Consider the following 10,967-nt stretch of genomic DNA (forward strand, 5'->3'; position numbering starts at 1 on the left):
CGCCACGCCGGGCCGCCCACCATAGACCTCGTCAACCTCAAACCCCTGATACCCGAACCGGTCCGCGCGCCGTCCCAGCCGACATCCCTGCAGCTCGCAGCCTAGATCATCAAGCTAAGTGGCATTGGCCCTTGAATCGAGACTTCTCACGGATTCGATCAAGGAGGGGCCGTGCGCCTCGATGCTCTCACAGGCCTGTCCGACGGGCAACGGATCGAACTGCTCCGCCGGGTCGCGGCACACCTGGGCAGCAGCGTGATCACCCGGTCCGGTGGCCGGCCCAGCGCACTGTGCCTGGAAGGATCAGTGGACCTGGTCTGCATCCTGCTGCGCACCAACCTCACCCAGGAGCAGGCCGCCAGCATCTTCGAGGTCTCCCAGGCGACCGCGTCGCGCCGCTGGGACCTGCTGCGCGAGGTGCTCGCCGACGCTCTGGACACGCTCGTGCCCACGGTGCGCGAGGTGGTCGGCAAGGGCGGATCCGTACTGGTCGACGGGTTCCTCGCCCCGACCTGGGACTGGAAACACGTGGACGGCATGTACTCGGACAAGCACGGCGAGGCAGGGTTCAACATCCAGGTGGCCGCCTCGATCGGCGGAGATGTCGCCGCGGTGGGCGACCCGATCCCCGGTGCACGCCACGATGCGCACGCTTTCGCCGCCTCGGGACTCGCGGCGAAGCTCACCGACCACGACACCCTCGGGGACAAGGGATATCAAGGCCACACCACCATCCACCCGATCCGCAAACCCCCGCGCGCCGAACTGAGCGACCACGACCAGCGGTTCAACGCCTCCGTCTCCTCCATCCGCGCCGCCGTCGAACGCGCCAACTCACACCTCCAGAACTGGAAGATCCTCGTCACCAGATTCCGCCCACCCTTGGAGAAGTTCCCCGCCACCCTCCGCGCCGTGGTCGGCCTCTACTACCTGAAGTGGGCTTTTGAATAGAGTTCCTGAACACCTGACCAGTTACCTCTAACCTACTCATCCATCTAGATGGGAGGCCTGCAGGAGTGTGAACGGTGAGTCCCAGCTGGGCAGTCCGTTCCTGATATGTTCTTCTCGCTCGGAGCAGTAATCAGGCGGAGCTTCACCGATCTCCGGAACGTCGATCACATAGAATTCCGCACTCGCTCCAAGAATTTCGATCGAGGCGCTTGGAGACAGCCTGATATCCAGATTCAGAAGCCCAGACCGAAGGTGCGTCACGCTTCCAACCACACTCCATGCCGTTCGCTCACCGTCTCTTCCGCTCGCCCGCCAGCTTACTTGCCGTGATCCACGCATAACCAGGACCGCCGCATTTCCATCTTCGAACTGTAAGGCCGTTCGCAATTCAAACAGGAGACCGACAGTCGAGGAGAGGGCGTGTATGCGCAAGTCAAGTAACTGCGCTTCTTGAAGCGCATCGCTGTCGATGAGCGGGTCCACGTCGGGGCTAGGAGTCTTGAGCACGTCAATGGGTGCCCAAAGAATGTCTTCTACTGCAATCATGGCAAAGGTAGATGATTGTAGGGACTGGACTTGGCGATCGTCTGCCCGGTTAGCGGGTTCACTGACTGTCCTGCCTTGTTCATGTAGACAACATACCCATTCGGGTATTGGTACTTGCCGGTCGTTACCGGATCCATGATCCGTACCTGCGTCACACACGGATCAAGTCCCGGCGTGCCAGCAGGAATATCGTACGTGAAACCCTTCCCGGTATCGACAGGAACGCCAGTCGCACCCTTCGGCAACGGGAACGACTCTCCATTTGGACCAGACACCGAATCGATAGTACAAGCAGTGTTATGTACAAGTACGGGGGTTGATCCCGCCTCGACATAGTACGTGTGGTGCGCAAGGCTCGACTACCAGCCTATTTCCATGTCTGAGCTGCTACATCGCGCCCGCTCTCGTTCGTGGTCGGGTGTGGTTGTCCAGGGACGTTGCCGTCAAGATTCACCGTCAAGAGCCCTGATTGGTCTAGACCTCCATTTAATTCGGGAAATTCGCTGACCTGCGCCGATACATAATTCCATTTCTCTCCGGCCTCCCGCGCAGCCGCCCGGGTCCGGGGCCTTCGGGCCGGGTTCGGTCCAGGCTGGCCGCAGGCCACCGCGCAGCGGCGCGAAGCGGCCTTGACCGGTTCCGGACCGCCCCGGATGATCGGGCGCGCAGGAATGCCGGGCCACCGGGCCGGTCGGCTCGCTATCCTAGGGGTATGACCATCATGCGCGACGAGTTCCACCGTCTCGTCGACCTCCTGCCCGAGGAGGAGGTCGTCCCGATGCTGACCTATGTGCGCGATCACGCCAGCGTCGATCTGCCCGAATCCGCGCAGCAGTGGCCGCTGCCCGAGTTCGTCGGCATGTTCTCCAGCGGCGACCCGGACTTCTCCGAGTCTTCGGAAGAGTTCCTGCGCGCCCGGCTCGGCGGGGCCGCCGACTCGTGATCCTCTGGGACACCGGCCCGCTGCTGGCCACCGTCGACCGCAGCGACAGGCACCACGCGGCATCCGTCGCCCTGATGCGCGTCACCCGCCGCCCGCTGCTGGTACCCGCCCCGGTGCTGGTCGAAGCCTGCTACTTCCTTCAGGAACGGGTCGGCCCGAGAGCCGAGGCCGCGTTCCTGCGCTCGATCAGCGCCGGACACCTCACGCTCGTGCATCCCGAAGCCGCGGACATCGACCGCGCCGCCGACCTGGTCGAGCAGTACGCCAGCTTCCCGCTCGGCACCGTGGACGCCAGTGTGCTCGCCATCGCCGAACGCATGAACATCACAACGATCGCCAGCATCGACCACCGCCACTTCTACGCCGTCAAACTGCGCCACTGCGACGGCCTGGAACTGCTGCCCGGCTGATCCGCAGACCCTTCGCGATCACCGGGAGCGTAGACGAGGCGATGACCGACGTGGATGGCGGACCCTGACCCTTGCGTGGTCGAACCTGCTCGGCGTGGTCATGGCAGATTGCCCGGCTTGCCCTCGGCCAGGATGGGCCGGGCGGTCATGGCGGCGAAGACGAGGAATGACCGATCCGGCCCGGCCAGCCCGTTTGCGCGCCGGAACGGCGTGCCTTGATATACGTAGAGAAAAGTTCAACCAGGCCCGGTTCTCGGCGCGCTGCACCTACTGACCGGCCCCGAGCACTGTCCAGATGTTCGCGGGCGGCCGTGCCCGTCGTGGCGCGGCCGGTGTGTCAGATGTCGTCTTCGGGGTGTTCGTCGCGTGAGGGCCACGGGCCGTCGATGTTCGAGTCTGGTCCAGGAGGTGCAGGTAGGGTCACGCGGGTGCGGTTTCCGTCCTTCACCAGGTCCTTCTCCGCCTCGGGTTCGAGTACGACCCCGCGGATGCGCATCTGGTGGACGTAGCTGGTCAGCGCGCCGATCTGCTGGAAGACGCCCCGCATCTCCGCCTCGTGGGCGTCTTTGACCGCGATCATCCGGTCCAGGTCGCCGGCCGCCTCGGCGGCGGAGAACTCCACGTCGAACCTGTCCCCGCTGGAGCGCATCGCGCCCACGATCCGATCCCGGAGTTCTCGGTACTGCTCGGGGGTGTGGATGTCCAGTTCGAGCGGGCGTAGCAGGACCGGGGCGTCCGGGTGCACGAAGTTGCCCTTGCCCGCCACCCCGTAGACCACCCCGCGCTGCTGGAGTTCGCGCAGCGCGCGCTGCGCGGTGACCGCGGCCACCTCGTACCGCTCCGCGATCTCGTTCGCGGACGGAACCCGGTCGCGCGCCTTGAGCCGTCCAGAGCCGATCTGCCCGGTGATCTCGTCGACGACCTTCTGATACAGCGGCCGCTTGTCCAGCGGGTCGAATGCCATACCACAAGCCTACCCGACCGGCCCGCCCTCCCCAGCTCACGCAACCCACTTGACTTACACATGTAGGATGAGCGACATGCTGATCCTTCCGATAGATCCTTCGCGTCCCCTGCTCCTGCTCTCCGCCCCGTCCCCGCAGTTCAAGGACCGCGCCAACGGCGTGGTCGCGACCGACCGGGACACCGGCGCGCCCCTGATGGAGGCGAGCGTCACCCTGCCCACCGAGAACGGCACCCCACAGGTACTGCGCGTCTCGATCCCCACGCCCGGCGTCCCGGACGGCCTCGCGATGGGAGCGACGGTCAAAGCCACCGGCCTCACGTTCCTGACCGGCGAGAAGAACGGCCGCACCTGGCAGATCTTCCGCGCCACCGCCATCACCCCCGCCAAGTAGTGGCGCTTATTGACCCGTAACCCAAATAGTTGATGCTCGTTATCTGTGTATGGGTATTCATGTACGCGATGCGCGCCGTCTTTCCCCGCAGGCGCAGGAGGATCTGCGCCGCCGGGTCGTGGCTGCGGTGGAGGCCGGGATGACGCAGGTGGAGGCCGCCCGGGTGTTCCAGGTCTCTGCGACATCGGTGTCCGGATGGGTCAACGCCGTGCGCCGACAAGGGGAACGCGCCCTGACCGCCGGGCGTAGGGGTCGCCGTCCGGAGGAGCAGAAGGCCCTGTCCAAGGCCCAGCAGAGGACGGTGTGCCGCTCGGTCGTCAACCAGACTCCCGCCCAGGCCGGTGGCACCGGCCTGCTATGGACCCGCAAGGAAGTCGCCAACCTGGTCAAACGCCGCTTCGGGATCGCGTTGAGCCTGCCCACGACCGGCAAATACCTGCGCCGTTGGGGCTTGTCGCCGCAGAAGCCGGTCCGCAAGTCCTACGAGCAGAACCCGGCCACGGTGCGCGAATGGCTCGATGAGCGCTACCCGGCGATCGTCGCGGCGGCCAAGGCCGAGGGCGGGATCATCCTGTGGCTGGACGAGTCCGGGATCGCCTCCACCGCCGAGTTGCGCGCCACCTGGGCCCCGATCGGGACGACCCCGGTGGTACCCAAGACCGGCCGCCGGTTCCGGGTGAACCTGATGGCCGCGATCAGCAACCGGGGCGCGCTCACGTTCACCGTGTACGAGGGATCCTTGACCGTGGCCCGCTACACCGACTTCCTGCACCGCCTCATCGGCCACTACGACACCCCGGTCCACCTGATCGTCGACGGGCACCCCACCCACAAGGCCAAGACCGTCAAAGCCTGGCTCGCCGAGCACACCGGGCAGATCACCCAATACTTCCTGCCCGGATACAGCCCCGAACTCAACCCCGTAGAGATCTTGAACGGGGACACCAAACGGCACGTCGCAGCCCTGTCCGCGCCACGCAACCGGGCCGAGCTGACCGTATCCATCAGCTCCCATCTACACCGCAGACAGAAGCAACCCGCCGTCGTCGCGGCCTTGTTCGGCAAGGACGAAGTCCGCTACGCAGCAGCCTGCGAACAGGACATTTGAGTTCCGGATCAATACCCGCCGCCCCGTCCGACCGCACAACCCGCGCACCGAAAGAGCACACCCATGAACGACCCAAGCACCCGCGCCGCCCTCGGCCTCGCCGCGATACCCGCCGCCGTCTACCTGCTGCTCCTCACCTTCCGCACCGTCCGCTACCTGCGCGCCAGCCCCGCGCAACGCCGGGTCCTGCGCACCGCCCGCCGGATCAAGCGCACCTGGCGGCGCACCGCCCGCCGCACCGCTCTCGCCCATCGCGAACCCGTGCGCACCTGGGAGCCGGGCTCACCGGTGCGGACCCTGATCCCCGCCATCAAGGTCCGGCGCGCCGCCTGGGGCGTGGTCATCGAGGCCCACACGATCGCCCGCATCGGCCTGAAGCAGTTCCAGGACGCCGCCGAGCATCTGGCCGATGCCTGGCGCGTCCCGGCCGTGCGGGCCGAGCAGGCCGCACCCGGCATCGTGCGCCTGCGCGCGATGCTCACCGACCCGCTCACCACACCCCTGACCGCGCCCGCCACCCCGCAGCCGTTCACACTCGCAGAACCCGGCGACACCCGCGACCTTGGCGGGCAGGACTGGCGGGATCTGGTCCCGCTTCACCGCTCGGTGCGCAGCTGGGAGCTGGGCGTGGATGCCGACGCCACCCCGGTCACCGTGGCGACCTCGAACGTCTCCGGGATCGTGGTGGCCGGGCTGTCCGGATACGGCAAGACCAACCTGCTCGACGCCCGCTTCGCCGCCCTCGCAGGTTCCCCCGCCGTCCAGATCGCCGTCATCGACGGCAAGGGCGGACCGGACTGGGACCGCCACCAACCCCGCTGCTTCGCCTTCGCCAAGGACAACCTGGATCAGGCCCACGCGATCCTCACCCGGCTGCACGCCCTGCTCACCCGCCGCCAGCACCAGATCAGCGCCCGCCTCGGGGCCACCAACCTGTGGGACACCAACCCGTCGCGCCCGTGGCCCCTGGTCGTGCTGATCATCGACGAGGCCCATACGTTCTTCCACGAATCCAAGGGCTCCGACCCCGAGTCCCGCAAGCGCGATCAGCAGGTGCGGGAGATCACGCGCATGGTCGAGGAACTGATCCGCAAGGGCCGCAACGTCGGCATCCAGACCATTCTGGCCACCCAGAAGGCCACCGGCGACGCCATCCCCACCCGAATCCGCGACAACTGCCAAGTCGCCATCTCCTTCGCCCAACGCACCAGCGAGGCCGCGACCGCCATCCTCGGCTCCGACATCACCGACCACCCCGACGCACATCCGCGGCGCCTGCAAGACCCCGCTTACGTGGGCGTGGCCACCCTCGTCGCCGACGGCAAACCCGGCTACACCCTCGTGCGCACCCCGTATGCCGGACCCGCCGAACATATGGACCGCCTCGCCCGCATCACCGCGCAGTACGTCCTGGACCCGCTCGCACTGCTCGACCCGGAGGAATCCGCGAACAACGCGCCGATCGTGGCCGGAAGGGCAGCGGCCTGATGCGCTCCCTGCTGCACGTCGCGCTGATCGTCGATGCGGACACAGGCATCGACACCGTCACCGCCAGCCCCCTGGCCCCGCTGCTGCGCCTGGGCGACCATCCCCGCGTCATCGACATCGACCTTCCCAGCGACCCGGAACGCGCCGCCGCGTTCCTGACCCGCCTGGCCGACACCGCCACCCGACTCGCCGAACAACTCGGCCAAACGCAGGACCCTGCCAATCGTTGACAGCCGCCGGAGCCGGGCGACAGGCCCATTCCGCCAAGAACACCCCTGCCGCCCGCGCCCCAGGCCACGCCCCCGCACGACACGCGTACGCACGGAAGCGACACCAGCATGACAACCCGAACCCCGGACCGGGACACCCCCGGCCCGATACCCCCGGCATCCCCCGACCCGGCCGCGCTGCTGCGCAACGCCACCGCCGAGACCCTGACCCGCACCGCAGGACCCTGCTCTCAACAGATCCGACTGCGGCGCACCCGCACCAGCATCAACTACATCACCGGAGAACTGCACCGCCACCACGAGGTGATCACCGCCCGCTGCGACACCCGCCGCGCCGCCCGCTGCCCCTCCTGCTCGACCCTCTACAAGTACGACACCTACAACCTGATCGCCGCCGGACTGCGTGGCGGCAAGAACACCCCGCCCGCCGTCTCGACGCATCCGCGCCTGTTCGTCACCCTCACCGCCCCCTCCTTCGGCCCCGTCCACCTCGGCCCCGCCAAAAGCGGCCACCTGCGCCCCTGCCACCCGCGCCGCGCGGGCCACGGGCCGGACTGCCGCACCTGGCACCGTCCCGCAGACCCGCTGATCGGCACCCCGCTCGACCCCGACACCTACGACTATCAGGGCCACGTCCTGTTCAACGCCACGGCCGGCCGCCTGTGGTCCCGCTTCACCGTAGACCTGCGCCGCCACCTCGCCGAACACGCGGGCATCCCCCGCGACAATCTCGGCGACCACATGACCGTCTCCTACGCGAAAGTCGCCGAATACCAGGCCCGAGGCGTCATCCACTACCACGCCATCATCCGCCTGGACGGCCCCGACGGACCGGCCAGCACACCGCCAACCCCAGCCACCGCATCCGTCCTCGAAGACGCGATCCGCAGCGCAGCGCACAGCGCCGCGATCAGCACCCCCGCCGCTCCCGGCATCCCCGCCCGCACCCTGCGCTTCGGCACCCAGACCGACATCCGCCCCCTCACCGACACCGGCGAGCGCGCCCTGACAGACACCGCCGTCGCCCGATACATCGCCAAATACGCCACCAAGACCACCGAGACCACCGGCGCCGAACTCCCGCCGCTGACCTGCCGCACCTGCCACGCCACCGGCAGCATCACCCGCGACCACGGCACAGGGAGAAGCACATCAGCATTCTGCCCCGACTGCCACGGCACCGGACGGCGCGACACCTGGGCAGCACTCCTGCGCCCCACGATCAGCGAGCACGCCCGCCGCCTGGTCGAAACCTGCTGGCACCTCGGCGGCATGCCGCACCTCAGCGCCCTGCGACTGCGGCAATGGGCGCACATGCTCGGCTTCCGCGGCCACGTCTCCACCCGCTCGCGCACCTACTCCACCACCCTCACCGCCCTCCGCCAGGAGCGCACCGCCCACCAGGCCGCACTGAACGCCGCCGCCTTCGGCCCCGACCCCCAGCAGGAAGAGAGCGAATCAACCCTCGTCATCAACACCTGGCACTACCTCGGCCAGCACACCACCGACCCCACCGCCCGAGCATCGCCGCCCGCGCCCACGACCAGCGGAGCCGGAGTCCGGCGATGAGCGCCGTCGACGACACCCGGCTCTACACCGTCAGCGACGTCGGCGACCAGCTGAAGATCTCCCGCGCCAAGGTCTACGACCTGATCCGCACCCGGCAACTGCGCTCCATCACCATCGGCCGCGCCCGCCGCATCACCCACCCCGACCTACACGACTACCTGAACCACCGCACCAAGCAAGGAGCCTGACACCATGGCCAAGCGACGCCCCAACGGCGGCGGCTCGATCTACCAGCGCAAAGACGGCCGCTACGAGGCCGCCGCCTACGTACACCACCCCGACGGCACGATCCGGCGCCTGCGCGTCTACGCAGACACCTGGGACCAGGCCAACAAAGCCCTGGCCAAAGCCCTCTCCGACCACCACGCCGGACTGCCCGCTATTGCCCCCGGCGGCCCCACCCTGGCCGACTACCTCGAAGACTGGGTCGAGAACATCGCCCGTCACAACCTGCGCGCCTCCACCCTCCCGCAGTACCGCCGCGCCATCCACCTGCACATCATCCCCGGCCTCGGCCGCAAGAGACTGGCCAAACTCACCGCCAAGGAAATCCGCACCTGGCTCGACACGGTCCGCGCCACCTGCCAATGCTGCAACCAGCAGATCGACGCACGCCGCCCCACCGAACGGCAGCGCTGCTGCGCCACCGGCCAGTGCTGCCGCAAGCTGCTCGCCCCCAGAACCCTGCAATACCTGCACGGTGTCCTCTCCGCCGCGCTCACCCACGCCTACCGCGAGGACCAGATCCCCCGCAACGTCGCCAAACAGGTTCAGGTCCCCCTCGGCCAGCGCACCGTCTTCGAACCCTTCACCGCCCACGAGGCCCGCATCTTCCTCGACCACGTCCTGGACCACCCCCACGCCGCGATCTACGAGATCGCCCTACGCTGCGGCCTGCGCCGCGGCGAAATCCTCGGCCTGCGCTGGAACGACGTCAACCCCGCCGCCCGCACCCTGACCGTCACCCAGACCCTCGGCCGCATCGGCGGCGGAGGCGGCATCCAGATCCTCCCCCCGAAAACCGACTCCTCCAACCGCAAAATCGCCCTACCCGACGAAGTCATCCACGCCCTCACACGCCGCCGCGAACGCCAGAAAACCGACTGCGAGAAGGCCGGCGACACCTGGCAGGACACCGGCCTGATCTTCACCACCCCCACCGGCGGCCACCTGGAACCCACCACCCTGCTGCGCGAGTTCCACCGCCTGTGCGACCACGCCAGGCTGCGCCGCACCCGCTTCCACGACCTCAGACACGCCTGCGCCACTCTCATGCTCGAAGCAGGCGTCGAACTGCGCACCATCCAACAACTCCTCGGCCACGCCAACATCAACGTCACCGCCACCACCTACGCCCACGTCCGCCTGCGCCTCCAACACGACGCCATCAACCGCCTCGGCGACACCCTGCGCAACGCCCACCCCGACCACGACACACGCGACGAACACGGCCTGCCCGACAACGGCTACCCCACCCACGGCCACTGGGACGACGACGAACCCCCGGAACCGATCGCAGCGCGCATCCGGTAACCCCGACCAGCGCACCGTCCACCGACGTTGCCGTCAAGAATCACCGTCAAGATCCCAAAGACGCCCCGCCAGATAAAATCTGGCAGGGCGTCTCGCGCTAGAAGAACCTAGATAAAGCTACTCAGTTGCTATCACCCAGACGCTCAGTAACGACTTCACGAATACGATCCCAAGAATCGTCACGAAGTCGCTGCAATGTCTCCTCCGCAACGTTCTTGTGCATGGCGACACGCATTCTGATTGATTCATCGTCGTCCATCGCAAGTTGGTCGAGGAGATCCGGTGTCAACTTTCGCTTCATCACGACCATACGCCTGACTTCCGCGTCCGCATCCGAAACGAGGATCGCAAGGATTTCAAGCGGAACCGTCTTGTTCTGCGCCACCCACATCCTAGCGTCCGGATAGCGATTGATGACGTCGTGCCAGACGTCCACCGCAGCCTCTTCACCTGCGGCTCGCTGGTAGTTGGCAGGGTCGTCGCTGTATCGAAGCCTCACAAACTCGTCAGCCGAATGAATCGTCACCCCACACCTCGCAGACTCGAATTCGGAATGAAATACCCGGTGTCACCCTTCCATTTTCCAACGATGTAGTCACCATATTGATCTGCATCTGCGATCCACTGTAACCCCTTGCTGGTCTGCTCATACACCTTGAACGCAGACTCACCATGACCAGCAACGTCGGCCGTCCACCAGGTACCAATGCCACTTAGCTTGATGGGTTCAGGGCTCTGATCAGGTTGTTTCCACTGGTTTCGGGGTCGGGGCGGTAGCGTTCGGGGGTGAGTTCGAGTGCTGAGCCGATTGCGCCGTTGACGGACATGCTG

Annotated in this window: 13 protein-coding genes; 10 read left to right on the forward strand and 3 right to left on the reverse strand. The window is 66.9% G+C overall.

Translation table 11 applies throughout. The annotated features are described in order from the left end of the window. Positions 1 to 171 precede the first annotated feature (171 nt). Positions 172 to 951, forward strand: a complete 780-nt coding sequence (locus tag KGA66_RS25440; RefSeq protein ID WP_211471452.1) for a transposase family protein — start codon at positions 172 to 174, stop codon at positions 949 to 951. Between the two features lie 36 nt (positions 952 to 987). Here KGA66_RS25440 and KGA66_RS25445 read toward each other — a convergent pair whose 3' ends face one another. Continuing rightward, positions 988 to 1,497 (reverse strand): hypothetical protein, encoded by a 510-nt coding sequence (locus tag KGA66_RS25445; protein ID WP_211471454.1) that lies wholly within the window; start codon positions 1,495 to 1,497, stop codon positions 988 to 990. Positions 1,498 to 2,209: 712 nt separating this feature from the next. On the opposite strand from KGA66_RS25445, the gene KGA66_RS25450 reads away from it, so the two are divergent. Next, positions 2,210 to 2,440: a hypothetical protein gene (locus KGA66_RS25450; RefSeq protein WP_211471456.1), complete on the forward strand. Its 231-nt coding sequence runs from the start codon at positions 2,210 to 2,212 to the stop codon at positions 2,438 to 2,440. Further along, a complete protein-coding gene (locus KGA66_RS25455) occupies positions 2,437 to 2,850 on the forward strand; it encodes a type II toxin-antitoxin system VapC family toxin (RefSeq protein WP_211471458.1) in 414 nt (137 codons plus the stop codon). Before KGA66_RS25450 ends, KGA66_RS25455 begins: the two co-directional genes overlap by 4 nt. 337 nt (positions 2,851 to 3,187) lie before the next feature. Here the strand turns inward: KGA66_RS25455 and KGA66_RS25460 are convergent, their stop codons facing one another. Beyond that, entirely contained in the window at positions 3,188 to 3,814 is a 627-nt protein-coding gene (locus tag KGA66_RS25460; RefSeq protein ID WP_211471460.1) for a GntR family transcriptional regulator, read from the reverse strand. A gap of 76 nt (positions 3,815 to 3,890) precedes the next feature. Here KGA66_RS25460 and KGA66_RS25465 point away from each other — a divergent pair, with 76 nt between their 5' ends. From KGA66_RS25465 to KGA66_RS25495, 7 genes are all read left to right on the forward strand, one after another. After that, the gene (locus KGA66_RS25465) at positions 3,891 to 4,208 is read left to right on the forward strand and encodes a hypothetical protein (RefSeq protein ID WP_369015964.1); all 318 of its coding nucleotides are present in this window, start codon (positions 3,891 to 3,893) and stop codon (positions 4,206 to 4,208) included. A gap of 49 nt (positions 4,209 to 4,257) precedes the next feature. Next, positions 4,258 to 5,316, forward strand: coding sequence for an IS630 family transposase (locus tag KGA66_RS25470; RefSeq protein ID WP_211471464.1), 1,059 nt, complete (start codon positions 4,258 to 4,260; stop codon positions 5,314 to 5,316). A 63-nt stretch (positions 5,317 to 5,379) separates the two neighbouring features. Continuing rightward, positions 5,380 to 6,804 carry a hypothetical protein gene (locus KGA66_RS25475; RefSeq protein WP_211471466.1) on the forward strand — a complete coding sequence of 475 codons (1,425 nt, stop codon included), beginning with the start codon at positions 5,380 to 5,382 and terminating at the stop codon, positions 6,802 to 6,804. Further along, entirely contained in the window at positions 6,804 to 7,034 is a 231-nt protein-coding gene (locus KGA66_RS25480; protein WP_211471468.1) for a hypothetical protein, read from the forward strand. The genes KGA66_RS25475 and KGA66_RS25480 overlap by 1 nt, the downstream gene beginning before the upstream one ends. Before the next feature lie 108 nt (positions 7,035 to 7,142). Further along, the gene (locus tag KGA66_RS25485) at positions 7,143 to 8,603 is read left to right on the forward strand and encodes a replication initiator (RefSeq protein WP_211471470.1); all 1,461 of its coding nucleotides are present in this window, start codon (positions 7,143 to 7,145) and stop codon (positions 8,601 to 8,603) included. After that, the gene (locus KGA66_RS25490; protein WP_211471472.1) at positions 8,600 to 8,791 is read left to right on the forward strand and encodes a helix-turn-helix domain-containing protein; all 192 of its coding nucleotides are present in this window, start codon (positions 8,600 to 8,602) and stop codon (positions 8,789 to 8,791) included. The genes KGA66_RS25485 and KGA66_RS25490 overlap by 4 nt, the downstream gene beginning before the upstream one ends. Positions 8,792 to 8,795: 4 nt before the next feature. Continuing rightward, complete coding sequence (locus KGA66_RS25495) at positions 8,796 to 10,136, forward strand: site-specific integrase (protein ID WP_211471474.1); 1,341 nt, start codon at positions 8,796 to 8,798, stop codon at positions 10,134 to 10,136. Between the two features lie 121 nt (positions 10,137 to 10,257). On the opposite strand, the gene KGA66_RS25500 is transcribed toward KGA66_RS25495, so the two are convergent. Continuing rightward, entirely contained in the window at positions 10,258 to 10,662 is a 405-nt protein-coding gene (locus tag KGA66_RS25500; RefSeq protein ID WP_211471476.1) for a hypothetical protein, read from the reverse strand. Positions 10,663 to 10,967: the final 305 nt, after the last annotated feature.

Source organism: Actinocrinis puniceicyclus, from assembly GCF_018283645.1.
GTDB classification, from domain to species: Bacteria; Actinomycetota; Actinomycetes; order Streptomycetales; family Catenulisporaceae; genus Actinocrinis; species Actinocrinis puniceicyclus.

What these genes read in the sequence shown, in the direction of transcription:
- KGA66_RS25445 (WP_211471454.1), bottom strand. Translation starts at nt 1,497, where the DNA reads ATGATTGCAGTAGAAGACATTCTTTGGGCACCCATTGACGTGCTCAAG.
- KGA66_RS25450 (WP_211471456.1), top strand. Translation starts at nt 2,210, where the DNA reads ATGACCATCATGCGCGACGAGTTCCACCGTCTCGTCGACCTCCTGCCC.
- KGA66_RS25460 (WP_211471460.1), bottom strand. Translation starts at nt 3,814, where the DNA reads ATGGCATTCGACCCGCTGGACAAGCGGCCGCTGTATCAGAAGGTCGTC.
- KGA66_RS25465 (WP_369015964.1), top strand. Translation starts at nt 3,891, where the DNA reads ATGCTGATCCTTCCGATAGATCCTTCGCGTCCCCTGCTCCTGCTCTCC.
- KGA66_RS25470 (WP_211471464.1), top strand. Translation starts at nt 4,258, where the DNA reads ATGGGTATTCATGTACGCGATGCGCGCCGTCTTTCCCCGCAGGCGCAG.
- KGA66_RS25475 (WP_211471466.1), top strand. Translation starts at nt 5,380, where the DNA reads ATGAACGACCCAAGCACCCGCGCCGCCCTCGGCCTCGCCGCGATACCC.
- KGA66_RS25480 (WP_211471468.1), top strand. Translation starts at nt 6,804, where the DNA reads ATGCGCTCCCTGCTGCACGTCGCGCTGATCGTCGATGCGGACACAGGC.
- KGA66_RS25485 (WP_211471470.1), top strand. Translation starts at nt 7,143, where the DNA reads ATGACAACCCGAACCCCGGACCGGGACACCCCCGGCCCGATACCCCCG.
- KGA66_RS25490 (WP_211471472.1), top strand. Translation starts at nt 8,600, where the DNA reads ATGAGCGCCGTCGACGACACCCGGCTCTACACCGTCAGCGACGTCGGC.
- KGA66_RS25495 (WP_211471474.1), top strand. Translation starts at nt 8,796, where the DNA reads ATGGCCAAGCGACGCCCCAACGGCGGCGGCTCGATCTACCAGCGCAAA.